Raw genomic sequence first — 24,318 nt, 5'->3', positions numbered from 1 at the left:
GAAGATTTTTTCTAGTAGTTTTGGTAAAATATTAAAATAGAAGTGAGGTGCAGAAATGACTGTATTAGAAGTAAATAACGTGACTGGTGGGTATACGAGAAAACCTGTACTACATGACTTATCCTTTTCTATTGGAAAAGGCGAGCTTGTTGGGATAATTGGATTGAACGGGGCAGGGAAGAGTACGACGATCAAACATGTCATTGGAACAATGAATGCAACAAAAGGGGAAATTCTGCTAAATGGAAAGACGTTAAAAGAGGATCCTGCATTATATCGTTCATCTTTTTCCTATATTCCCGAAACACCAGTACTGTATGATGAATTGACTTTATTAGAGCATATGCAACTAACTGCAATGGCTTATAACTTAGAAGAATCGATATTCAAAGTAAGATTGGAATCATTATTGAAAGAGTTTCGTATGGAGAAACGATTAAACTGGTTTCCGACACATTTTTCTAAAGGAATGCGTCAAAAGATAATGATTATGTGTGCCTTTTTAGTAAGTCCTTCTTTATATATAATAGATGAACCTTTCGTTGGCCTAGATCCACTCGGAATACAATCCTTACTCAATCAAATGCAGGCTAGAAAAGAAGAAGGGGCTTCTGTTCTTATGTCGACTCATATATTAGCTACTGCAGAAAAATATTGTGATCGAATCTTACTACTGCATAACGGGAAAATTCGTGCGCAAGGAACGATGGAAGACCTTAGAGCAGCTTTCCAAATGCCAAATGCAACACTAGATGATTTATATATTGAAATGACGAAGGAACAACAAAATGAACAATTTGCGTGAAGTTTGGAGTAAACGATTTGTCTATTATATAAATGAATTGCAAAAATATATGAAATATATTGTGTCTGGTCACATTGCGATTGTCTTCGTATTTGTTATAGGGGCTGCGGGATATTCATATAGTGAATGGTTGAAGACTGCACCACTGGACTTTCCAGTCTTTTTACTTGTTGCCTTCCTATTAAGTTTGACGATAACCATTAGTACACCCGTGACATTGATGAAAAATGCAGATAGTGTTTATTTTCTTCCATTAGAAACGAAGTTAGATGAATATTTCAAGCCCGCACTTAAATGGACGTATTTTTCAACTGTATTTGTTTCGGCTCTTGTTTTCGTAGTTTCTATTCCTATGTTAACGAAGTTAAGTGGCCTGATTAAGAATGAGATTTTATTTCTCTTCCTATTAATACTTGTCCTAAAATATTGGAGTATGCAAGTGGAATATAGCTACCGTTTTGCAGAGAGTGGTAAGTTTGTTTGGGTGGACCGATTCGTAAGATTTGTTTTATTGTTTATAGGATTATTTTTTCTATTAACAGGAAGTTATGTTCTAGCTATTGCAATCGCATTTATTTGTGTAATGTATTTAGTTGTTTGGAAAAAGAAAATGAAAGAAGTAGCTTTTCCTTTTGATCATTTTATTAATGTAGAACAATCTCGTATGATGCGATTTTACCGATTTGCTAATTACTTTACGGATGTTCCACATATTAGGGGAATGACGAAGCGCAGAAAGTTATTAAATTTTGTTTACAAATTTGTTCCTTATAAACAACAAAATGCGCAATTGTATTTAGTTTTGCGCACATTTATACGGACAGATGATTATTTTTATTTATGGGTTCGTTTAACTGCATTAGCGATGCTTGGAGCTATTTTTATCCCGATGCCAATCGTTGCAATTATCTTTACAGGAGCACTAGCGTTTGCAACGGTTATACAGTTAAAGCATGCACTATTATCAGGTTTTGAGTTTCGAATGGATTTATTGTTTCCTATAGATTCAAATGCAAGATTGCTAGCCGTGGAGAAATTACTTAGGATGTTCCAATTTGTACAAGTTGTTTTTGTATTAATCGGGATTATTATTCAAGGTCAATTTACACTGCTTATGCTGCTTGTACCTGTAATCGTTTTAGTAGTATCTGAATTGACACTACGTATAAGTAAGTAGTAAGAAAAGAAGAGGGAGCCTAATAGTCATCGGCTTCCTCTTCTTCTTCTTGTGTTTTATATTTAGTGACATAAGGGGCACTATTGAATATTTTTTGATAGTCCGCAATTTTGGTGAAATCGAATGCAACTGACTTTTCCCAAACTTCAAAGCTGTTTGGACCTGACCATTCTGTTAAAATGATATAGGTATCTGATTTTATTGGTTTTAGCACACGTAGAGCAATACAACCTGGTTCTTTTTCAACAGTAGTCGATAAATTTGTATATTTACTTTCAAATAGTGGGCTACCTTCATCTGAAATAGGGATATGTTGTAAGACAAAATATCCTTTCTCTGCGAATGTCCCATAGGTTTCTAGCACCTCGAATTTCCGTGGTACTTGGAAAGCAGTTTTTCCTAATGTTTCATGGAATAACAGGGAATTACCTATTCCGTGAAGTAAATACATTTGCTCGTTGGGATATTTAGATTTTATTCTCTTCATATATTCAGGTGTTCCTGAAGTCATGTATATGTACATATGTGCACCTCCACATTCGTTTTGCTATTATTATTCCCTTTAATACGTTTTTGAAAACCTAAAAATACAAATAAGACTGTTGAAACGGGACAAATTTATGACAAATTCACTATATATCTATACAATAGGAAACAGGAAGTCTATAGTTGTAACGTATATTATAATCAGTAAGTTAGGTTAGTATGTTTTAAATAGTAGAAAGGCAGGGAAATTGAATGACAATTTTTAATGATACGCTATTGCGTGCAGCTCGTGGAGAAAAAGTAGATCACACTCCAGTTTGGTACATGAGACAAGCGGGAAGATCACAACCTGAATATAGAAAAATTAAAGAAAAGTACTCATTAGAACAAATAACGCAAGAACCAGAATTATGTGCGTATGTAACACGCTTACCTGTAGAAAATTATAACGTAGACGCAGCAATTTTATATAAAGACATCGTAACACCACTAGTAGGAATTGGCGTAGATGTAAAGATTAAATCTGGTGTAGGACCAGTAATTTCAAATCCAATCCGTTCTGTTCAAGATGTAGCGAATTTAGGAGAATTCTCTCCGGAGGATGATGTTCCATTCGTACTTGAAACCATTAAATTATTAACGACGGAACAGTTAAGTGTGCCACTAATTGGATTTGCAGGAGCACCATTTACACTAGCTAGTTATATGATTGAAGGCGGTCCTTCGAAAAGTTATAATAAAACGAAAGCTTTCATGGTGTCAGAACCACAAGCTTGGTTCGCATTAATGGATAAGTTAGCAGATATGACGATCGTTTATATCAAAGCACAAGTAAAGGCAGGAGCAAAAGCGATTCAAGTATTCGACTCTTGGGTAGGTGCCTTAAACGTTGCAGATTATCGTATCTTCATCAAACCAATAATGACTAGAATTTTCACTGAAATTCGTGAGACAGGAGTTCCAATCATCACATTTGGAGTAGGTGCAAGTCATCTTGCAATGGAATGGCATGATTTACCTGTAGATGTAGTAGGACTTGACTGGCGTTTATCCATCGAGGAAGCGCGTGCGAAAGGTTTAACTAAAACATTACAAGGTAATTTAGATCCTTCTTATTTACTTGCAGACTGGCCTGAAATTGAAAAACGTGCAAAAGTAATTGTAGAACAAGGAGTAGCGCAACCGGGACATATTTTCAACCTTGGACATGGCGTATTCCCAGAAGTAGATCCAGATAAATTAAAACGGTTAACAACATTTGTGCATGAATACAGTAAAGAACTGATTGCGGCAAAATCAAACTAAACTTTCATGAGGTGAACTATGATGAAAAAAACAATGGGATTATTAGTAATGGCATACGGAACTCCGAATAAGGAAGCCGATATTGAACGCTATTACACGCATATCAGACGTGGTCGTAAACCAAGTGAAGAGCAACTAGCAGATCTTACAGGTCGCTACCAAGCAATCGGTGGAATTTCTCCACTTGCTAAAATTACAGAAAATCAAGCACAAGGTCTTTGTGACCGTCTAAATGAAGTACAAGATGAAATCGATTTCAAATTATATATTGGTTTAAAACATATTGAGCCATTTTTAGAAGATGCAGTTGCAGAGATGCATAAAGACGGTATAACTGAAGCGGTTTCAATGGTATTAGCTCCTCATTTCTCTACGTTCTCTATTAAATCCTACAATGGACGTATTAAAGAAGAAGCTGAAAAGCTAGGTAATCTAACAATTACATCTATTGAAAGCTGGTACGATGAGCCGAAATTCATTCAATATTGGAATGACAAAATAAGCGCGGCATTTGCTGCAATGACAGAAGAGCAGCGTGCAAAAGCATGTTTAATCGTTTCCGCACATTCACTTCCTGAAAAGATTAAAGAATTGGGAGATCCATATCCGGATCAATTACAAGAAACGGCTGATTTAATCGCGCAAGCTGCCGGTGTTGAAAACTATGCTATCGGTTGGCAAAGTGCTGGACAAACTCCAGAACCTTGGATTGGACCAGACGTGCAAGATTTAACACGTGAACTAGCAGAACAAAAAGGATATACAACATTCGTCTATACACCAGTTGGTTTCGTAGCAGAACATTTAGAAGTTTTATATGATAACGACTATGAATGTAAAGTAGTTTGTGACGAAATTGGTGCAACTTACGTGCGTCCAGCTATGCCAAATGATCAACCTCAATTCATTGATGCAATGGCTGATGTGGTATTAAAACATCTTCGTGCTTAAACTTATAAGGAAGAGATGATTTTGATGGAAGTACAAAAAAAGAAGGTAGTTGTTGTTGGTGCAGGGATAACTGGCCTTGCTGCTGCTTATTATATGCAAAAAGAAATTAAAGAAAAAGGCCTTCCAATTGAGCTCTATTTAATCGAATCTTCCCTTCGACTGGGAGGACAAATTCAAACAGTTCGCCGGGATGGCTTTGTTATTGAAAGAGGACCAGACTCCTTTTTATCTAGAAAGGTAAGTATGGCTAAACTCGCGAAAGAGGTTGGGTTGGAAGACCAAATGGTTCGAAATGCAACAGGTCAATCCTATGTGTTAGTAAACGAACAATTGCATCCGATTCCTGGTGGATCCATTATGGGTATTCCGACAGAAATTGCTCCTTTCATCAAAACAGAATTATTTTCTTGGAGTGGAAAAATTCGTGCAGCTGGAGACTTTGTGATTGGTCGTTCGGGTATTAAAGAAGACCAATCATTAGGGCAATTTTTTCGTAGACGTTTTGGAAAAGAAGTCGTAGAAAATTTAGTAGAGCCACTACTTTCTGGAATTTTTTCTGGTGATATTGACCGCCTGAGCCTACATGCAACATATCCCCAGTTTTATGAAGTGGAACGAGAACATCGCAGCTTGATGCTAGGTATGAAAAAGACGAAACCAAAAACAACTACTCCACAATCTGCATCCGCGAAGCGTGAAGGGATTTTTCTGACGTTTCGTAATGGATTAGAGTCATTGGTAGAAGCTATTGAGGAAAACTTAGATGTATGTAATGTGATGAAAGGCGTAAAAGTAGAAAATATTGAACGGGTAGAAGATAAAGCAATCCTGTCTTTAAGCAATGGAAAGACTTTAGATTGTGACGGTGTTATTTTAGCTACCCCACATCATATTTCACGTCAATTATTTGAAAAACATGGAATACTACAGAGCTTAAAAGATATTCCTTTAGCTTCTGTTGCTACGGTTGCAATGGCGTTTCCTAAAGCTTGCGTAACGCAGGAAAAAGAAGGAACTGGATTCCTTGTTTCTCGAAACGGGGATTATTCCATTACGGCATGCACATGGGTGAATAAAAAATGGCCAACTACAACTCCCGAAGATAAAGTGTTGCTTCGCAGTTTTGTTGGACGTTCTGGCGATGAAGCAGTTGTAGAACTGTCCGATAGTGAGATTGAACAAATTGTCTTAACGGACTTACGTAAAGTTTCTAAAATTGAAGGCAATCCATTATTTACTGTAGTTACTAGATATAAAGAGGCAAGACCTCAATATGTAGTAGGTCATAAAGTACGAGTAGAAAAAGCTAAAAATGAATTACAAGAACAGTTTCCAATGATAAAAATTGCTGGCTCTGCTTATGAAGGAGCAGGTTTACCAGATTGTATAGATCAGGGTGTTAATGCAATGCATGCAGTTCTTGCCAATTTGAAATTATCATAACTCAAATTTTTGCCTTAGAAGTCAAGTTACAGTTGACTTCTGGGGCTTTTTTATTTTTAAAGAATAAGAATTTTAGGAGGCTATAATTGATTTATTTATCGCGAGACTGTCCAGAAAGTCAGTAAAATTGATTTTTTGCTGCAGTATTGTTCTCTATATGTAGTTGAACTTATGTTTCTTCTATTCACTTAGCTGACTTTCGTTCCGAGCGGCGACTCCAGTGGGATTAGCGTGACAGGTGAGACCCCACAGGAGCACGGTTTTCGCGACGAGGAGGCTCACCGCACGCCCCACGGAAAGCGCCCGCTCAGAACGAAATCAGCGTGGATGATTTTCTTATAATAATTATTCAACCTTTTTTCACATTTATTTTGTACAATGAAGGTTAGGGGGTGGGTAATTGAAGAAGCTTATTATTGTTTTTATCCTATTTTTACTTACTGCATGTACACAACCTAGTTTTGAATCTATTGACCCATCAGTCGACTTTCTTGCAAGCTTAAACACAGGAGACGGATCAATCGATTTTCTGTCAGAAGAACGAGAAATAATTGGAAATTGGCAATTAGACAAGGCGTATACTGGTTTTTCATTAGTGACAGATGATCTTATATTGGTCTATGGCTTCACTATGAATGAAGCAGTAATTTTTCAATTATCCACCGGGAAACAAGTTAGTACAATTGAAGTAGCTGAAGGAACAACCAATAGTTATGTATATAACGAAGAAATATATATTGCGAACGGAAAAGAAAATACCATTAGCCACTATAATTTAGAAGGCAAACTTTTGGAGCAAACGAGTGCAGGGAATTATCCCATGTCGATGGTCACAGAAGGGGAAAATTTGTACGTAGTAAATTTTAAAGATGAAAGATTATCTGTTTTTACATTAGATTTACAGGAAGTTACAGAGTGGGATATTCCAAGCTCATCACAAGGGATCTTGGTTAACGGTGATGAAATTTGGCTTGGTGGTCATGGTGCTGGTAGTAGTCCAAACCGAGTTATTAGCAGATATGATAGGGCAACTGGTAAATTAGTTGGTGAGATTGAGACTCCGGTTATGCCTATTATGATGACAGCGGATGCAAATGGATTTATATACGCGCTAAGTCATGGAAGTAGTACATTGTATAAAATATCAGAAACAGGAGAAGTACTGACTTCTATAAAAGCAGGAGCAAATCCATTTTCAGTAGCTATTTTTGGAGAAAGTGCAGTATTAGCAGGTTATGAGGATCATCAAGTTTATTTTATTGAATCTGGAAAAGTTACAGATAAAGTGCCTGTGGGGAAAGGTCCATTTCAGTTAATCGTGCGGGAGGCGAGCAAATGACGACCATATTAGTAGTTGATGATGAGCTAGAGATGCGTAACCTTATTGCGTTGCATTTGCAGCAATCTGGTTTTGATGTTGTACAAGCTGAAAATGGAAATGATGCAATTAAAATTGTTCGCTCTTCAAATATCGATTTAGTATTATTAGATGTGATGATGCCGAACAAGGATGGATTTCAAGTGTGTCAAGAATTAAGGGAGTTTACATCGATTCCAATAGTCTTTCTTACAGCACTTGATGCAAAAGATGATTTAGTAAAAGGGCTAAAGCTAGGTGGAGACGACTATGTTGTTAAGCCGTTTACTGCGATTGAATTAACTGCAAGGATAGATGCGATATTAAGACGAAGCTTGGGAGTTCCAAAGACTGGAACAATTACAAAAGGTGTATTAGTAAACGATCCGGCTGCAAGACAACTTTTAAGTGGTGGGAAAAAAATAACACTTACATTAAAAGAGTATGAACTAATCTATTTATTCATGAAGAATGAAGGGAAAGTTTTTTCGCGTGATCAACTTCTCGAAAGACTTTGGGGATTAGAATACGAGGGTGGAACTCGCACAGTAGATACACATATTAAAACACTAAGGTTAAAATTGGGTAAAGTATCGGGAAAATATATTGAGACTGTATGGGGAATTGGGTATCGTTTTGAGGTAGTTGAATGAAAAAGTTATCTGTTAAAATATGGATGTTACTCCTCGTGTTTATAGCAACTACAATCATATTTTTAAATGTCTTCACCAACTTTTTATATGAAGAACTTTATGTAAGGCATACAGAAACAGCAATGAAAGAGGTTGCGGGAAATCTGCAACGTACATATGACGGTGGAGCGGTCACAAATGATTTTATCAAACAAACAGAAACGTATAATCAATTTTCTGATGTGGAAGTGTTTACTGTTCGTAATCCAAGAGAATTAAGTGCTTGTTTACCTTTTGATATTGATTATGATGCATTAATAGGTGCAGAGGAACGTGAGCAGTTAATATTAGGACAACCCGTAACAAAACGAGGATACGAAAAACGTTTCGACCGAGAAGTTGTGTCTGTTATTTATCCACTCGTCGATCAAAATAGGTTAGAAGGAATTATTTATTTATATGTACCACTAACGAAAATAATAGAAATGGCTTCAAAAGACATTATTATATTAGTAGCAATTGTTTCTTTATTATTAATCGCAATGGCCTATATTAGCTTAATAAGTTTGCGGAGAGTTTTAAGGCCTTTAGCGAAACTAAAAGAAGCATCAATACTAATGGCTGCTGGTAAATATGAAACACGGGTAAACGTGGAGTCGAAGGATGAAATTGGTGAACTAGCGCAAACTTTTAACCAAATGGCTGCTTCTATTCAAGAAGAGGATGAGAAAAAAAGAGATTTTCTTTCCATCGTCTCACACGAACTTAGAACTCCAATCAGTTATATTAAAGGATATGGAGAGGCATTCGAGCAAAATTTAATAGTAGAAGAGAAGAAGTCCGAAGTGTATTCTCTTATCGTTCGAGAAGCGAATCGCATGCAAAAATTAACAAATGATTTACTGACAGTCGCTCGATCCGAACATGATGAATTGTCGGAAATTACTCCACTTGTTTTATCGGAAACAGTAAGAGAGGTAGCTCAGATACTGAAACCATTTGCAGACGAGAAGCAAGTTAGGTTTACAATAACAGTGGATGAAGATACGATTCTTGCTGCAGATGAACAAAAAACAAAACAAATTCTGATCAATATATTAGAAAATGCGATCAAATATTCACCAGAACTATCGACTATTTCGATTGAAAATACTACGACGAAAAATCATACAACTATTCACATTAAAGACAATGGTTGTGGTATTGAGCCAGAACATATTTCTCATATTACAGAACGATTCTATCGTGTAAATAAAGCGAGAAGCCGAGCGGATGGAGGGACAGGATTGGGTCTTTCTATAGCTTCCCAATTAGTGGAGGCGCAAAAAGGAATGCTTGAATTTACGAGTGAAGTAGGAAAAGGAACGACCGTACACATTACATTACCAATTTGGGAGGACTAGTCGAATGAAAAAAACAATAGCAGCTCTAGTAATGGTAACAATGACACTTGTAGGGTGTTCAGATAAACAAGTAACAGAAGTTAATAGTCAACAGGAAGGCACGCTAGAGGAAGTTATGGTAGAGTTTCAAACCCCTACTGAACTGGCAGTTAATGAAGAAGTAGCATTATCTGTTAAGGTAACGCAAGGGGACGAAGCAGTAGATGATGCAGATAGTGTGGAATTCGAAGTGTGGGAATCAGGAATGCGTGATGCGAGTGAAATGATTGATGGTCAGCTAACAGAAGATGGCGTATACGAAGCCAAATATACATTTGACCATGATGGTGTGTATTATATGTTTGCTCATACTACAGCACGCGGCCTTCACGTAATGCCTAAACAAGAGTTAACAGTAGGAACTCCAGATATGAGTAAAGTAATGCCAGATGAAAGTGATGATTCTATGAGTGATATGAATCACGAATAAATGCTTGATAAAAAAATAAAATGAGTGTATTATAATGACTAGTTGACCGAAATAGGTTTCTAGTCATTATTGCTTTTAAATTAGATACAAGCAGGAGAGATATTAAATGGATCGAAAACAAGAAATTATTGATGCTGCAACGAAATCTTTTTCGCTTTTCGGATACAAAGCGACAACTATGGATCAAGTGGCTAAAATAGCGAATGTTGGAAAAGGTACTATTTATACTTTCTTTGACAATAAAGAAGTACTCTTTCAGGAAATTGTCATTCGAATGATTACGGAAATGAAGCAAGAAGCAGCAATTGTAATAATTGAAGGGAAATCTTTTCAAGAAAATGCACATGCGGCATTGATGAAAATGTTAGAGTTTCGAGAAACACATCAATTATATGCGAAAATTATTATTGAAGAAAAAGAATGGAAAACACCAGCAGTTCAGCTTGTTATTAGTCAAGTCGAAAAAGCTATTGTGAAGTTCGTGAAAGAAAAAATTGATAAATATATTGCTAATGGAGAAATTAGGGCAGTAAATAGTGAACTCGTTGCATACTTATTATTTAAGGCATATCTTGCTTTTGTGAATGATTGGAACATTACACATGAAAAATCGCTTTCTGAAGTAGAAATTGCGGAGTTCTTTCAAGATACAATTTTTAGGAGTCTTGCACTTTGAGACTTATTTTTTTGACAATAAATGACCAATTGAACGATTCGGTCAAAATGTTTTAGGGGGTAAAATAATGATAAAATCAGAGTGGAAAAGTATATTTAAAAACCCCAAATTGTTAATTTCAATCATTGCTGTTTTATTCATTCCGGTAATGTATGCTGGAATGTTTTTATGGGCTTTTTGGGATCCAACTGGAAATGTAAGTAACTTACCTGTTGCAGTTGTCAATTTAGATGAAGGCGCAGAATACAATGGAACTGAGTTAAAGCTTGGGGAAGAGTTGTCAGATAAGTTAATAAAAAGTAAGGAATTAAATTTTATTTCAGTTTCAGCAAAAGAAGCGGACCAAGGTTTGTTGGATCAAGATTATTATTTATTAATCGAGATTCCAGAAAATTTTTCACAGCATTCGACAACATTGTTAGATGAAAATCCACAGAAAATGGTTATTACATATAAACCAAATGAAGGATATAACTTTTTTTCTTCACAAATTGGAGAAACCGCAATTAAAAAAATTCGTTTAGAAGTAAATGAACAAGTATCAGCAACGTATGCGGAGCAATTATTCGAATCCATTTCGGAAATGGGAGATGGTTTTGCAGAAGCCTCAGACGGTGCAGGTAAATTAAAGGATGGAGCTACTGAGATTGGTACAGGTGTAAGTAATCTACAAGGATATTTAGAACAATTGGCGAGCAGTACGATTGAGTTAAGAGATGGTACCGATATAATTGCAGAAGGAATTCAATCGGCAGCATCTGGTTCTTTTGAATTAAATAAAGGACTCTCTCAATTAGAAGATGGATCCATACAATTAGTTGATGGCGTTACGCAAACAGCTTCAGGAGCTAGTTCTCTACAAAGCGGTATTCAAGCGTACACATCTGGAGTTTCAAAGTTAAGCGAAAGCTATGCATTATTAGGAGAGAAAGAACAAGCATTATTAGATTCATTAGCAAGAACAGAGAGCGGTTCTGTAACGTTAAGCGAAAGTACTACGCAATTGTCCCAAGGTTCAACAAGCGTAACAGCAGGTATTCAAGCTCTTGCTGAGCAAATGACACAAATAACTGCCACTTTACCAGCAGAACAGGCTGCAGCATTAACGACTACATTGCAAGAATTAGAAGCAGGAAGTACATCAGTATCCAATGGATTACTGCAACTTGCAGCAGGAACTGAAGAATTATCCACAGCGACAGCTCAAATAGGTAGTGGAGCAAAACAATTGAGTGAAGGTTATGCTCAGGCACAACAAGGTGTAGATGAGTTAAATGGATCATCTACTGGCTTAATAGATGGGGCATCTAGTTTAGCTAAAGGAACGAATACATTAGCTGTTAAAATGAATGAATTTAATACAGGTATTCAAGAAGCGAATGCAGGTTCATCAAGCCTAGTAAATGGATTAAATCAATTAGCATCAGGTTCTTCCGAATTAACAGAAGGAACTGGAACGCTAGCTGAAAAATCTGGAGAGATAGCAAAAGGCTCTTCCGAATTAGTAGATGGAACGAATCAATTAGTGGACGGGACTGATACATTACAAACAAGTTTAAAGGATGCAAGTAGCCAAGCAGGAGAAGTATCTGCAAGCGATAAAACATACGAAATGGTTGCCTCACCTGTAGAGATAAATACAGAAGAAGTGAATGTAGTACCTAACTATGGTACAGGATTTACACCTTATTTCTTATCACTTGGTTTATTTGTAGGGGCTTTAATGTTTTCGATTGTTTTTCCTTTTGTAGAAACAACGATGAAACCATTGAATGGTGCATCCTGGTTTGCAAGTAAAGTATCAGTTTTCGCAGTAGTAGGATTTATCCAGTCGCTAATAGTGGTGCTTGTTGCATTATTTGCACTAAAAGTTGAAGTAGAAAGTGTTGGATTATTCGCTTTGTCTGCGCTTATTGCAAGTTTTACATTTTTTGCGATCATCCAATTTCTTATTTCCGTATTTGGTGATCCAGGACGATTCATCTCTCTCATTTTGTTAATCATTCAATTAACATCGAGTGCGGGTACGTATCCATTGGAATTAATACCAGAACAACTGCAAATTTTCAACAAATATTTACCGATGACCTACTCTATACAAAGCTTTAAAGCGTCTGTTTCCACAGGTGATATGGACCAGTACTGGTATAGCAATGGTGTATTACTAGGATTTATGCTTACATTTCTTATGTTAACATTGGCTTACTTCATGATTGTATTTAAGAAACGTTATTCAAAAGAAGTAGCAACCGAAGCATAAAAAAAGCGATGATCTTATTACATAGAGATCATCGCTTTTCTTCTTAAACTAAGTACATCGCAAGCTCAGGGCGGCATATCGCAAGTTCAAGTGCAAATATCACAAGTTCACATAAAAAAAGCCAACTGGAAGGAATTGTCCAGTTGGCTTTTGTGAATTAAATTAAAGTGTGTTGCATTTATCACAAGTGTTACCGTAGCATTCATGTTGCTCTTCGATTTTCTCGCCACATGTAGCACATTTTTTTTCAGGTAGGTTACGGAAAAATTCAAGTACGTTTTCTATCATTTTGTTACACCTCCATCTGTTATATAACTGTTTAAGTTGTATTGATTGTAATATAACACAGAATGCTTTGTCAACACTTTATTTGATTTTTTGTTAAAATAAATATAAAGGAGAGATGGTCATGTATTTTATTGATAACAAAGGTATTACAGATCCACGGATAAACCTTGCGATTGAAGAGTACGCGTTAAATACAATGGATGTTGAAAAGGATTCGTTTCTATTGTTTTACATAAATCAGCCTTCTATCATCATTGGAAGAAATCAAAACACAGTAGAGGAAATTAATACGGATTTTGTAGAGAAAAATGGTATTATTCCTGTCCGTAGGCTTTCGGGTGGCGGCGCTGTGTATCATGATTTAGGAAATTTAAACTTTAGCTTTTTAACAAAAGATGATGGAAATAGCTTCCGAAACTTTAAAAAATTCACGCAGCCAGTTGTTGATGCACTTGGCAAAATGGGTGTGACTGCGGAGCTTTCTGGACGAAATGATATTTTAGCAGAAGGTAAAAAAATATCAGGTAATGCGCAGTTCTCTACAAGAGGAAGAATGTTCAGCCATGGTACATTAATGTTTGATACAGAAATAGATGCAGTTGTATCTGCGTTGAAAGTAAGTAAAGATAAAATTGAATCGAAAGGAATTAAATCGATTCGTAGCCGTGTAGCCAATATTTCCGAATTACTAAAAGAACCGATGACAATTGAACAATTCCGTTCGGAAATTCTTACTTCTATTTTTGGTGGAGAAGAACATATTCAATATTGGGAGCTTACAGAAAAAGATTGGGAAAATATTCATAAGCTTTCGGAAGAACGTTATCAACAATGGGATTGGAATTATGGGAAATCGCCTAAGTTTAATATGAAACATTCTCATCGTTTTCCAACTGGCAGTGTAGATGTCCGATTAGAAGTAAATAAAGGTATTATTGAAGAAGTGAAAATATATGGTGACTTCTTCGGGGTTGGTGAGATGGACAAGGTAGAACAGTTACTGACAGGTAAGCCATATAGCAAACAAGCGATGGAAGAAGCACTAAAACCAATTGATGTGCGGAAGTATTTCGGCGGTATTACAAAAGAAGAACTAATCCAACTTATTTATTAAGAACCGATGAAGAGTCTAACGTTGTTAGGCTCTTTTTTGTTATGATAAAGAAAGTATATTATGGTTTAAGGAGGATACCTATGACGATGCACCGCGTGTTAGTAGTAGAAGATGATCGTAAAATTTCTTTACTACTGGCAGAACAATTACGTAAATATCATTATGAAGTGCAAACTATAGAAGACTTTGATCGAATTATGGAAGAATTTGAGGCATTTGACCCTCATATTGTATTGTTAGATGTCAACTTACCTTCGTATGATGGCTATTACTGGTGCCGCCAGCTCCGTCAACTGACGACTTGCCCGATTATTTTTGTTTCCGCCCGTTCTGGTGAAATGGACCAAATATTTGCATTAGAAAATGGCGGAGATGATTTTATAACGAAACCTTTTCATTATGAAATCGTCCTTGCCAAAATAAGAAGTCATTTAAGAAGAACATATGGTGAATACGCGACTAAGCAAGAAGAGCGTGTCGTAAAAGTGGGTAAACTCCAACTCTATTTAGAAAGAATGGAGTTACATATTGCAAAAGAAGAAATTCCTTTACAAAAAAAGGAATGCACCATCTTAGAATTATTAATGAGAAATTATCCGAAACTTGTAACGAGAGAACAATTACTCGAAGACTTATGGGATGATCAATCATTTGTAGATGAGAATACATTAAATGTGAATATGACTCGTGTTCGCAAGAAATTAGCAGATTATAAAGTCACATCCACCATTGAGACGGTACGGGGAGCGGGATATCGTTTGAATATTAGTGCGGAGGAGTCATAATATGTTCCGATTATTTCTACGTGAACATATAACCTTTCTCATATTCCAATTTCTCCTCGTGTTATTTATCATGCTGTTATATTGGCTAGATGGTTTTCGAAATGTGGATACCGCGATTTATTCTATTGTTATTAGTAGTATATTAACATCCACTTTTTTAGGGGCACTTTTTGTAAAAAAGTATTCGTTTTATAAGAAAATTCTTTCTGTCCCGACGAAGATGGAAGTAGTTCTCCAACGAGAAGCCCAGTCTCCAGAAATTGCTCAAATTGAAGAATATTTGCATCATATTTATCGTCTGTATCAAAAGGAAGTACAACTTTTATATGCGAGTCAAAATCGTCATTTAGAATTTATGAATAGCTGGGTTCATCAAATGAAAACACCCATTGCTGTCATTGATCTCATGACTCAGGGAAGCGATACGCTAGATTCTAAAAGTGTTTCAGAGGAAATGGATCGTTTACGAAGAGGGCTTGACACAGTTCTGATGAATGCTAGGTTAGATACGTTTGAAGAGGATATGCAAATAGAACAAGTGAATTTAAAGCAACTTGTCACACAAGTGGTATCTGAAAACAAACGATTATTTATCGGGAAACATGTATTTCCGGTCATTTCGATGACGGATGATTTAATGATCACTACAGATGAAAAGTGGATGCGATTTGTTATTACACAATTTTTGACAAATTCAGTGAAATACACATTTACAGAGAATAAAAAAATCTTTTTTGAATCCATATTAAAAGAAAACCAAATTGTTTTTTCTGTTCGAGATGAAGGAATAGGAATACCACCGACTGATATTAATCGGGTAATGAAAGCGTTTTTCACTGGTGAAAATGGTCGTAAAACGGGTGAATCTACTGGTATGGGATTATATTTGGCGCATGAAATATGTCGTCGTCTAAATCATAAAATGACCATTGCTTCAACAGTAGGTGAAGGTACGATTGTTTCTATTTATTTTGAACAAGAAGAACAAAGAGAACGGAGCGGTTTTGATGTCGATATTAAAACTTGATGAAGTGACGAAAGTATATGAGGGTAAAGTTGCGCACCTTGCTGTAAATCTATTGAGTTTTGAAGTAGAAAAAGGAGAATTTCTAGCTGTTATGGGGCCTTCGGGTAGTGGAAAGACGACGCTGCTTAATATTATTTCTACAATTGACACACCAACTTCAGGAGACTTATTAATAAATGATATTAATCCCTTGAATTTGCCAAAAAATGAATTGTCACTTTTTAGAAGAAAACATTTAGGATTTGTTTTTCAAAATTTTAACCTTCTTCCGGCGTTAACAGTGGAAGAAAATATGATACTTCCTTTAACACTGGATGACCAACCGGTAGAAGAGATGAAAAAGAAAGTGAAAATTCTTGCGGAGCAGTTAAATTTAACATCTATTTTAGAAAAACGTCCTGCAGAAATTTCTGGTGGGCAAGCTCAGAGAACTGCAATAGGACGAGCATTAATACATGAACCATCTCTTATACTTGCAGATGAACCAACCGGGAATCTAGATTCGAAATCCGCAAAAGATGTACTTGAAATTCTCACAGAGGTAAATAAAAAGAGGCAGACAACAATTATAATGGTGACACATGATCCGACTGCTGCAAGTTATTGTGACCGTGTTCTATTTATCAAGGATGGTCAGTATTTTAATGAAATTTATAAAGATGATCGAAGACAAACGTTTTTTCAACGAATTCTCAACGTATTGTCTTTATTAGGTGGAAACGTTAATGACCTTTCAACAATTCGCTTATCGTAACGTGATCCGTAATAGTCGTGTGTATGCTGCGTTTTTTATGGCTAGTATTTTTTCAGTCATGGTATTTTTTATATACTCCATGCTAATGTTTCATCCAAATATTGAGGATCAGTTTTTACAAGATATTGCATTTGGTGGAATGTTAGTAGCGGAAATAATTCTAATTATTTTTACATTGTTCTTTTTGTTTTATTCTATGAGTGCTTTTTTACAAGCACGCTCAAAAGAGTTTGGGATATTACTAAATTTAGGAATGGATCGGGAACAAATGGATCGTCTTATTTTCATCGAAACAATGATATTGGGGTTTATTTCCATTGCAGTTGGTATTTTCTTTGGATTCTCTTTTTCGAAATTTTTCTTTATGGTTATTCGTGAAATGTTTTTATTGGATAGTCTTCCTTTGTATTTGTCTTGGAAACCATTTGCACTAACAATCTTCGTTTTTTTATCGTTATTCATTACGATTTCCATAAGTAGTGCCATGTATATTCGTAAGAAAGAAATCATTCAATTACTAAAAGGTAACTGGAGAAAAAGTGATGATGTCGATTTTACAAAGTGGAAAGCAAATCTAGGATTTGGATTACTATTAGCCGCTTATAGTTTAGTCATTATTTCCACGTATTATATGAATATTGAAATGTCGATTATCATAATAATCCTAGCGACTGTAGGAACTTATTACTTTTTTACTGATAGTATTTTATATTTACTACACCAAATTCGAAAGAGAAAAAATTTATATTGGCATCGTTATAGGCTTATAGCATTTGCGGAAGTTTCGATTAAAATCAGAGAAAATGCCCGAATGTTTTTTATTGTTACGATTGTGTCCACGATTGCATTTTTATCAGTAGGTGTTGTTACTTCATTTTCTACATTCACTGGGCAATACCGAGCGTTGAATCCAGTAAGTATTTTTTACTCAAGTAATTGGGACAATCCTTTTGAGAGAGAGCATATTATGAAAATCACGAATCAGCTACAAAGTGATAATTTATCCTATGAGCTTGTAAAATTTAATGTAAAAAAACAGACTTCTTCTAGTAATGGAGAAGTCGTCCATTTGATTCGTGAATCTGAAATCAATAGTTTAGCCATTTCTCTGAAATATCCAATTCTTGATTTGCCAGCTGGTAAAGCCCAGTTTCTTACTGACATAAAAGAAACCATGGGTAATGACAATGAACAAGAAGTGCAAACTGTTTTAGCAGAAAGTAGTGTGCCGATATATATCCAAGGTGTGTATGATTATCAGCTATTCCCTTCATTTGTCATGGATAAGCAAACAATCATTATTAGCGACGAGGATTACCGATTAATAAATGAACCATTAATGGGATACGGAGTGAATGAATCGAATATTACGTATTATGCATTTCATGTTCCAGAATGGCTGCGAACCAAAAATGTGGGAACAGATTTAGTAAATATTATGACAAGTTCTCTAGCTAATACCAATCATAATCCGAATCCTTTCTATTTTGAAAATCCAGGATTAGATTATTCTGTTATTCAAGCGACATTTTCCTTATTGTTATTTACTGGTTTATTAGTTGCAGCAGTGCTGTTACTTGCAGCGGGTAGCTTTGTTTATTTTAAACTCTATACAGATTTAGAAAGAGATAAAAAACAATATGATGTCCTTCGGCGAATGGGAGTAACGGATCGGGAGTTAGTGAAAATCGTTAATCGACTGTTGATTCCTCAGTTCTTTTTACCATGGGGACTTGCGATGGTCCATAGTACATTTTCTTTCTTGTTCCTACAAGCGTTGTGGGTAGATTTAGCAGCTATTTCTATTGCGATGGAAATGTTACTCGTACTAGCTGCTTTTACACTAATTCAAGTGTCTTACTTTTATTTAATCCGTTGGAGATATATTGCGCATATACAAATATAGACAAAAGAAGGTTGTCTTTTAGTAACGGCTTGCGTTTCCTATAGCAAAATTAGAATTTACACACAAAAATACTAATGAAAATGTATTACAAAAAGCACCGCAATTGCGGTGCTTTTTGGGTTGTACAATATATGAAGTTCATGAAAAAAATCCTGATCCACGCTGATTTTGTTCCGAGTGGGCGCTTTCCGTGGGGCGTGCGGTGAGCCTCCTCGCCCTCGAAAAACGCGCTCATGGGGGGTCTCACCTGTCACGCTAATCCCACCGGAGTCGCCGCTCGGAACGAAATCAGCAAAGTGAATATTGGAAACAAGACTTGAAAAACTGCATAAAAAGACTGTCTCAAACAATCATTTTACTGATTTTCTAGACAGTCCCGCGACAAATTAATAAATCAATTATAGCCGAATAAAATTCTTTTCCAACGTCATTTGACTAAGAACCAAACCTTGTATTTATTTTCAACGCTTAATTACAGATTATCTTCGTAATCCGAATTATTCATTTATAACTTTTGAATTGGTCTAATGTTACATTGGAATACTCCATTTTCACCCTAGCTAACTATATCATTTCAAACACAACGCATATCCTATTAATAGTTCCTAAATTTTTTCAAATTTTAAAAACGGAGTGATGGATGTTGGCAATAGTTTTTAAGAAAAATTATATTTATACAGTACGTGCAGGTGATACACTATATTCAATCGCTCATAGATTTGGAAGCACTATTGAAGCAATAGAACGAGCGAATCATTTATTTGAACCGGTTACTGATCCTGGCCTTATTTTCCCTGGAGATGTCCTGGTCGTTCCAAGTCTTTTAGAAACAGGAAAAGTAACTTATATTGTTAAATCCGGAGATACAGTCAGTGGGATTGCTTCTAGATTTAGTACATTTAGTGATTTAGTTTCTGGCATTAACAATCTAGAAAACCCTAATCTTATTTTCGTTAATCAACGATTGATCGTACCTGTATTTATATATAAAATACAACCTGGGGACACACTTTCAGCTATTTCACGTAGGTTTGGAATTTCCCTTTCAAACATAACGAAAGTAAACCAAGGTCGACCAGGTTATCAAGAAAGTGTAATTTGGCCAGAATTTCATTTGATTCTTCCTTTACCAACCTCACTAAATATTGTGGTATGGACTCCTCTTCCAGGAACAAGAGTGGTTAATAGACAAAGAATAGAAGGGCAGGCAAGGGCTTTTGAAGCAAATGTTTTACATCAACTAAGAGATACTAACGGAGCCATTGTGTCTAACGAACGTTTTACAACAGCTGATGAAGGAGCTCCTGAATACGGTAATTTCAATAGCACTTTACCATTCGACAGAACCCCTACATCAAATACAGGTGAACTTTGGGTTTACACTAGAAGCGCAAAAGATGGGAGTATCCAAGACTTGGTGAAGATAAAAATCTACTTTTAACAGCAATCCGAAAGAAGTCTCTTTCTACTAAATGTATAGGTGCATAGCGCCAATGAAAGTGGGAGATGAATTTCGGTAGATAATGGTCTGTTTTTCTTCCCTTTAGAACATTGGTTCGTTTTGATGGGAATAAGAATAGGGAGGTGTTGGATATGTATAAACACAAAGCCTATAAATTTCGAATCCATCCAAGTGACGAACAGAAAATTTTTTTCGCGAAATCATTTGGTTTTCCAAAGTTCAAAAGTAAGAAAAATTCTGTGCAGTCCTATACAACGAACAATCATAGGCGCTTGCGCTTTTCTCAAAAGATAAGAAAGTATAAGAATTTCCTCGATATGGAACAAAATGGGTGCGATTTTTCTAGATCGCTCTGGACAGTTTTTTTAGCTTACACTTTATCTTAAAAGAAAAACAATGGCTTAAGAAAGCGACTGCGTCACTTTCTTAAGCCATTCCTCTTTTTAGTAATTGTGTAACAAATGACTGTCCGCCGCTCTCTAAGAATAACCGTAATCATAGTGTAGAAGCTTTTGTTAAGAAGAGAGGAGCCGCAAGTCTATCTAAAAAGGACGCCGAAGATGTAATTTCGGCTTTCATGTCCCCTCTTACTTGGAGGTATGCTTCTTCCTTTTTAGAGACACTTCCAAACAGAGTCTTATTTTCTTCTAGTAACTTATGTAGAAAAGGTTATCTTCCTTCAAAATAAGCAAGAATTATAGTGTAGAAAAGTGGATGGCGCCTGAAATTGTATCTTCAGGCGCATTTTATAAGAAAAGCGGAAGCGCCTATCTCTGCCCCGACAGGCAAATGAGGAATCGCGAGGAGACAGCTCTTCAGCCACCGCAGTGATTCCTCATTTGACCCCGAGGGGCAAGGCGCTGTAGCTAGACAGATACTATGTAGAAAAGGGTCTCCTCTTGTATTCCCCAAAGGATTTGCCCTTTTCCCTTAGGTGTTTTAGGAGAGCGACGGACAAACAACCGTAATAAGATGACCGAAAAAAGTAGATGAGCTACGTGACGCAGTCACGTAGCTCATCTACTTCTTACTCGTTTATCCTATTACCATATGTTTCGTCCAGAGCGAACCGAAAACGCCCATTTAGAAAAGGGCGCTTTAGCAGTTTTCTCATTTATAATATTCTTTTTATTGAATTATCAAAAAAGTTATTATATAATAATAATGGGGATAATGAATGAGTATTCATTCAAACAAAAGATGGGAGACGAGTATATGAATTTAGTTTCAAGTGTTCAACAAATTGCTTTAGAGCATCCGGGGAAAATCGCTTATCATTTTATGGGGAAAGATACAACTTATGGTGAATTTCAACAATCCGTTGAGCGTTTTGCAAATGCATTGAAATCTCTTGGAATTGAAAAAGGGGATCACGTTGCATTTTTACTTGGCAACTCACCACATTTTATCATTTCTTTATATGCAACCATGCATATAGGAGCAACCGCTATACCAATTAATCCTATTTATTCACCAGATGAAATTAGTTATATTGTGAAGAATAGTGATGCGAAAGCAATTATTGCACTCGATTTGCTATTACCTTTAGTAGAAAAAGCAGTAGATGTGTTTACAACTGTTGAAAACTATATTATTTGTGAAACACAACCAGACATCGCAGAGAAATTAGCGGCATTACCAGAAACATTAAAATCAAAAGTGAAACCGTTTACATTATTATTAACATCCTCTTCACCTGATATATTACCGGTGGAAGTGTCACCGGATGATACTGCTATAATCTTATATACATCAGGAACGACAGGACAACCAAAAGGTGCAATGCTTACATACAACAACATGTATTCAAACGCACGTGATGTAGCAAATTATTTAAATTTTAATACAAATGACCGAGTAGTTGCGACACTTCCTGTATTCCATGTGTTTGCATTAACTGTAGTTGTAAATGCGCCATTATTAATGGGTGCTACAATATTAATCGTGCCTAGATTTAATCCCGAAGAAGTGTTTACTATGATTAGAGAGCAAAAAGCAACCATATTCGCTGGGGTTCCGACTATGTATAATTTCTTATATCAATTCCCTAAAGGAAAAGCGGAAGACTTTTCTACTATTCGATCAGCTATTTCAGGTGGTTCTTCACTACCAGTGACGCTACTTCATAATTTTGAAGAAAAGTTTAAAGTACGTATGTCCGAGGGCTATGGACTGTCTGAAGCATCACCAGTTACTTGTTTTAATCCAATAGATCGGGATCGAAAAGCGGGTTCTATTGGAACGAACATTGTAAACGTGGAAAACAAAGTAGTGAATGAGCTTGGCGAAGAGGCTCCAGATGGAGAAGTTGGAGAACTAATCGTACGTGGTCCAAATGTCATGAAAGGCTATTACAAAATGCCGGAAGAAACGGAGAATACCATTCGTGATGGTTGGTTATATACAGGAGACCTTGCAAGAAGAGATGAAGAAGGGTATTTTTACATCGTTGATCGTAAGAAGGATATGATTATCGTAGGTGGATATAATGTATATCCTCGTGAAGTTGAGGAAGTGCTGTATAGTCATCCGGGTATCATTGAAGCTGCGGTAGTAGGTATCCCAGACCAAAACTTTGGAGAAAGTGTACTTGCATTTGTCGTGAAAAAGGATGAATCTTTATCCGAAGAGGAATTACATGAGTACTGCTTACAAAAAATAGCAAAATACAAAGTACCTCAAAAATTCGAGTTTTTAGAAGAACTACCTAAGAATACAACAGGTAAAATCCTACGACGTTCTTTGAAGCTGCAAATAGTTTAAGAGATTGTGATAATAAGTTCGTCGCAGAAGTAAAAGCTCCTTTCTTAAGTGAAAGGAGCTTTTCTCATGTTTTCTTCAGCCATTATTTTGTTTAATCTATTTGCAACTTGTTCAATTTCTTCATTAGTTGTTGTCGATCCAAACGAGACGCGGAAAAAACTTCTTGCTTCGTTCAAAGAATAATTCATCGCCAATATGGCTTTTGTTCCTGATGCACTGTTTATATCACAAGCACTTCCTGTTGAAATGCAAATTCCAGATTCATTCAATTTTAATAATATGAGTTGTCCTTCTACCCCTTTTATATATAATCCACAAATGGATGGAAGTTGATGTGGTAAATCCGCCTCAACCCAAGTGCATATATCTGTATCTAGTGCTTCCTTGAATTGATTACGAAGTTGATTTTGGTCATGGATAGAATACTCAAATTTCTCTACGGCCATTGCCATTGCTGCAATTGCCGGTGTATCAAGTGTACCCCCGCGCAAACCTCGCTCATGGGTAACTCCTGGAAACAAAGGTTTTACTAGTAAGCTTGGATTTAAGTAAATTGCCCCGCAGCCTTTCGGACCGCCAATTTTATGAGCTGATACGGTAATGCCATCTACTAGTTTTGCAAAACTTAACAAGGATAGTTTACAAAAAGATTGTACACAGTCTACATGATATCGGATATTATTTTCTTTTGCGATATGTGCAATCTGTTCTACTGGTTGTATAGATCCTATTTCAGAATTGACATGTTGTATGGAGATTAGTGCAGTATCTGTTCGGATATTGGCCTTTAACTGCTCTAAGTCTATAATCCCTTTTTCTGTGAAATTTAATCTAGTTATCTCATAACCTTCAAGCTCTAAAGTATTCATGGCAGCATGAACTGAAGTATGTTCTGCGATAGATGTGATAATATGTTTTCCTTTGTTAGAAGCACGAGCTAATGACAAGATTGCTAAAATATTTCCTTCTGTACCACTTCCAGTAAAAAGAATACCATCTTCATTTACTCCCAATTTACGTGCTATAATCTTGCGCGCTTCTTGTATAAGAGCTTGTGCTTTCCCCCCCTCATCATGCAGGCTGGCAGTGTTTCCAAAATAAGAATTAGCTACTTCTACATATGTGTCTATCGCTGATTTAGACATGGGCGATGTTGCGGCATAATCCAGATAAATCATGTTCATTCCCTCATTTACTACTGAAATAATATCTTGTTATATTCATCATCTTATGTCAATATAGGTGTAAAGACAAG

At 36.2% G+C, this 24,318-nt stretch carries 22 protein-coding genes; 19 read left to right on the top strand and 3 right to left on the bottom strand.

Features of this window, described 5'->3' with window-relative positions; translation table 11 throughout:
• The first annotated feature begins 55 nt into the window (after positions 1-55).
• Both C7437_RS10230 and C7437_RS10225 read left to right on the top strand, forming a co-directional pair.
• A complete protein-coding gene (locus C7437_RS10230) occupies positions 56-805 on the top strand; it encodes an ABC transporter ATP-binding protein (RefSeq protein ID WP_111439588.1) in 750 nt (249 codons plus the stop codon).
• Positions 789-1,982, top strand: coding sequence for an ABC transporter permease (locus C7437_RS10225; RefSeq protein ID WP_111439587.1), 1,194 nt, complete (start codon positions 789-791; stop codon positions 1,980-1,982). Before C7437_RS10230 ends, C7437_RS10225 begins: the two co-directional genes overlap by 17 nt.
• Positions 1,983-2,001: 19 nt before the next feature.
• Here C7437_RS10225 and C7437_RS10220 read toward each other — a convergent pair whose 3' ends face one another.
• The gene (locus C7437_RS10220; protein ID WP_111439586.1) at positions 2,002-2,505 is read right to left on the bottom strand and encodes an antibiotic biosynthesis monooxygenase family protein; all 504 of its coding nucleotides are present in this window, start codon (positions 2,503-2,505) and stop codon (positions 2,002-2,004) included.
• A 215-nt stretch (positions 2,506-2,720) separates the two neighbouring features.
• Between C7437_RS10220 and hemE the strand changes: the two genes are divergently transcribed.
• From hemE to C7437_RS10175, 9 genes are all read left to right on the top strand, one after another.
• Entirely contained in the window at positions 2,721-3,773 is a 1,053-nt protein-coding gene (hemE, locus tag C7437_RS10215) for a uroporphyrinogen decarboxylase (RefSeq protein ID WP_111439585.1), read from the top strand.
• A gap of 18 nt (positions 3,774-3,791) precedes the next feature.
• Positions 3,792-4,724, top strand: a complete 933-nt coding sequence (gene hemH, locus C7437_RS10210; RefSeq protein WP_111439584.1) for a ferrochelatase — start codon at positions 3,792-3,794, stop codon at positions 4,722-4,724.
• Positions 4,725-4,748: 24 nt separating this feature from the next.
• Entirely contained in the window at positions 4,749-6,167 is a 1,419-nt protein-coding gene (gene hemY / locus C7437_RS10205) for a protoporphyrinogen oxidase (protein ID WP_111439583.1), read from the top strand.
• A gap of 400 nt (positions 6,168-6,567) precedes the next feature.
• Positions 6,568-7,506, top strand: a complete 939-nt coding sequence (locus C7437_RS10200; protein WP_111439582.1) for a YncE family protein — start codon at positions 6,568-6,570, stop codon at positions 7,504-7,506.
• Positions 7,503-8,177 (top strand): response regulator transcription factor, encoded by a 675-nt coding sequence (locus tag C7437_RS10195; RefSeq protein ID WP_111439581.1) that lies wholly within the window; start codon positions 7,503-7,505, stop codon positions 8,175-8,177. The genes C7437_RS10200 and C7437_RS10195 overlap by 4 nt, the downstream gene beginning before the upstream one ends.
• Positions 8,174-9,559: a sensor histidine kinase gene (locus C7437_RS10190; RefSeq protein ID WP_111439580.1), complete on the top strand. Its 1,386-nt coding sequence runs from the start codon at positions 8,174-8,176 to the stop codon at positions 9,557-9,559. Before C7437_RS10195 ends, C7437_RS10190 begins: the two co-directional genes overlap by 4 nt.
• Positions 9,560-9,563: 4 nt before the next feature.
• Positions 9,564-10,028 carry a FixH family protein gene (locus C7437_RS10185; protein ID WP_111439579.1) on the top strand — a complete coding sequence of 155 codons (465 nt, stop codon included), beginning with the start codon at positions 9,564-9,566 and terminating at the stop codon, positions 10,026-10,028.
• Positions 10,029-10,134: 106 nt separating this feature from the next.
• Entirely contained in the window at positions 10,135-10,704 is a 570-nt protein-coding gene (locus C7437_RS10180) for a TetR/AcrR family transcriptional regulator (RefSeq protein ID WP_111439578.1), read from the top strand.
• A 67-nt stretch (positions 10,705-10,771) separates the two neighbouring features.
• Complete coding sequence (locus C7437_RS10175) at positions 10,772-12,964, top strand: YhgE/Pip domain-containing protein (RefSeq protein ID WP_111439577.1); 2,193 nt, start codon at positions 10,772-10,774, stop codon at positions 12,962-12,964.
• A 162-nt stretch (positions 12,965-13,126) separates the two neighbouring features.
• Here C7437_RS10175 and yhfH read toward each other — a convergent pair whose 3' ends face one another.
• Entirely contained in the window at positions 13,127-13,252 is a 126-nt protein-coding gene (yhfH, locus tag C7437_RS10170; RefSeq protein WP_111439576.1) for a protein YhfH, read from the bottom strand.
• A gap of 121 nt (positions 13,253-13,373) precedes the next feature.
• Here yhfH and lplA point away from each other — a divergent pair, with 121 nt between their 5' ends.
• From lplA to C7437_RS10130, 8 genes are all read left to right on the top strand, one after another.
• The gene (gene lplA, locus C7437_RS10165; protein WP_111439575.1) at positions 13,374-14,366 is read left to right on the top strand and encodes a lipoate--protein ligase; all 993 of its coding nucleotides are present in this window, start codon (positions 13,374-13,376) and stop codon (positions 14,364-14,366) included.
• 80 nt (positions 14,367-14,446) lie between these two features.
• Positions 14,447-15,151 (top strand): response regulator transcription factor, encoded by a 705-nt coding sequence (locus C7437_RS10160; RefSeq protein WP_111439574.1) that lies wholly within the window; start codon positions 14,447-14,449, stop codon positions 15,149-15,151.
• 1 nt (position 15,152) lies between these two features.
• Positions 15,153-16,178 carry a sensor histidine kinase gene (locus tag C7437_RS10155; protein ID WP_111439573.1) on the top strand — a complete coding sequence of 342 codons (1,026 nt, stop codon included), beginning with the start codon at positions 15,153-15,155 and terminating at the stop codon, positions 16,176-16,178.
• Positions 16,159-16,932, top strand: coding sequence for an ABC transporter ATP-binding protein (locus C7437_RS10150; protein WP_111439572.1), 774 nt, complete (start codon positions 16,159-16,161; stop codon positions 16,930-16,932). The genes C7437_RS10155 and C7437_RS10150 overlap by 20 nt, the downstream gene beginning before the upstream one ends.
• Entirely contained in the window at positions 16,904-18,838 is a 1,935-nt protein-coding gene (locus C7437_RS10145) for an FtsX-like permease family protein (protein WP_111439571.1), read from the top strand. Before C7437_RS10150 ends, C7437_RS10145 begins: the two co-directional genes overlap by 29 nt.
• Before the next feature lie 640 nt (positions 18,839-19,478).
• Entirely contained in the window at positions 19,479-20,279 is an 801-nt protein-coding gene (locus C7437_RS10140; RefSeq protein ID WP_111439570.1) for a LysM peptidoglycan-binding domain-containing protein, read from the top strand.
• 152 nt (positions 20,280-20,431) lie between these two features.
• Positions 20,432-20,686 carry a helix-turn-helix domain-containing protein gene (locus C7437_RS17325; protein WP_211310001.1) on the top strand — a complete coding sequence of 85 codons (255 nt, stop codon included), beginning with the start codon at positions 20,432-20,434 and terminating at the stop codon, positions 20,684-20,686.
• An 814-nt stretch (positions 20,687-21,500) separates the two neighbouring features.
• A complete protein-coding gene (locus tag C7437_RS10130; RefSeq protein ID WP_281269948.1) occupies positions 21,501-23,063 on the top strand; it encodes a fatty acid--CoA ligase family protein in 1,563 nt (520 codons plus the stop codon).
• Between the two features lie 44 nt (positions 23,064-23,107).
• Here the strand turns inward: C7437_RS10130 and C7437_RS10125 are convergent, their stop codons facing one another.
• Positions 23,108-24,241 carry a cysteine desulfurase family protein gene (locus tag C7437_RS10125; protein WP_211310000.1) on the bottom strand — a complete coding sequence of 378 codons (1,134 nt, stop codon included), beginning with the start codon at positions 24,239-24,241 and terminating at the stop codon, positions 23,108-23,110.
• Positions 24,242-24,318 lie beyond the last annotated feature (77 nt).

Source organism: Psychrobacillus insolitus (genome assembly GCF_003254155.1).
Taxonomy (GTDB): domain Bacteria; phylum Bacillota; class Bacilli; order Bacillales_A; family Planococcaceae; genus Psychrobacillus; species Psychrobacillus insolitus.
The sequence above is the reverse complement of the archived record's forward strand: the minus strand, read 5'-3'. Positions and strand labels throughout refer to the sequence as shown.

Excerpts from the sequence above, each read along its gene's own strand:
- C7437_RS10230 (WP_111439588.1), top strand. The coding sequence starts at position 56 with ATGACTGTATTAGAAGTAAATAACGTGACTGGTGGGTATACGAGAAAA.
- C7437_RS10225 (WP_111439587.1), top strand. The coding sequence starts at position 789 with ATGAACAATTTGCGTGAAGTTTGGAGTAAACGATTTGTCTATTATATA.
- C7437_RS10220 (WP_111439586.1), bottom strand. The coding sequence starts at position 2,505 with ATGTACATATACATGACTTCAGGAACACCTGAATATATGAAGAGAATA.
- hemE (WP_111439585.1), top strand. The coding sequence starts at position 2,721 with ATGACAATTTTTAATGATACGCTATTGCGTGCAGCTCGTGGAGAAAAA.
- hemH (WP_111439584.1), top strand. The coding sequence starts at position 3,792 with ATGATGAAAAAAACAATGGGATTATTAGTAATGGCATACGGAACTCCG.
- hemY (WP_111439583.1), top strand. The coding sequence starts at position 4,749 with ATGGAAGTACAAAAAAAGAAGGTAGTTGTTGTTGGTGCAGGGATAACT.
- C7437_RS10195 (WP_111439581.1), top strand. The coding sequence starts at position 7,503 with ATGACGACCATATTAGTAGTTGATGATGAGCTAGAGATGCGTAACCTT.
- C7437_RS10190 (WP_111439580.1), top strand. The coding sequence starts at position 8,174 with ATGAAAAAGTTATCTGTTAAAATATGGATGTTACTCCTCGTGTTTATA.
- C7437_RS10185 (WP_111439579.1), top strand. The coding sequence starts at position 9,564 with ATGAAAAAAACAATAGCAGCTCTAGTAATGGTAACAATGACACTTGTA.
- C7437_RS10180 (WP_111439578.1), top strand. The coding sequence starts at position 10,135 with ATGGATCGAAAACAAGAAATTATTGATGCTGCAACGAAATCTTTTTCG.
- C7437_RS10175 (WP_111439577.1), top strand. The coding sequence starts at position 10,772 with ATGATAAAATCAGAGTGGAAAAGTATATTTAAAAACCCCAAATTGTTA.
- yhfH (WP_111439576.1), bottom strand. The coding sequence starts at position 13,252 with ATGATAGAAAACGTACTTGAATTTTTCCGTAACCTACCTGAAAAAAAA.
- lplA (WP_111439575.1), top strand. The coding sequence starts at position 13,374 with ATGTATTTTATTGATAACAAAGGTATTACAGATCCACGGATAAACCTT.
- C7437_RS10160 (WP_111439574.1), top strand. The coding sequence starts at position 14,447 with ATGACGATGCACCGCGTGTTAGTAGTAGAAGATGATCGTAAAATTTCT.
- C7437_RS10155 (WP_111439573.1), top strand. The coding sequence starts at position 15,153 with ATGTTCCGATTATTTCTACGTGAACATATAACCTTTCTCATATTCCAA.
- C7437_RS10150 (WP_111439572.1), top strand. The coding sequence starts at position 16,159 with ATGTCGATATTAAAACTTGATGAAGTGACGAAAGTATATGAGGGTAAA.
- C7437_RS10145 (WP_111439571.1), top strand. The coding sequence starts at position 16,904 with ATGACCTTTCAACAATTCGCTTATCGTAACGTGATCCGTAATAGTCGT.
- C7437_RS10140 (WP_111439570.1), top strand. The coding sequence starts at position 19,479 with ATGTTGGCAATAGTTTTTAAGAAAAATTATATTTATACAGTACGTGCA.
- C7437_RS17325 (WP_211310001.1), top strand. The coding sequence starts at position 20,432 with ATGTATAAACACAAAGCCTATAAATTTCGAATCCATCCAAGTGACGAA.
- C7437_RS10130 (WP_281269948.1), top strand. The coding sequence starts at position 21,501 with ATGGGAGACGAGTATATGAATTTAGTTTCAAGTGTTCAACAAATTGCT.
- C7437_RS10125 (WP_211310000.1), bottom strand. The coding sequence starts at position 24,241 with ATGATTTATCTGGATTATGCCGCAACATCGCCCATGTCTAAATCAGCG.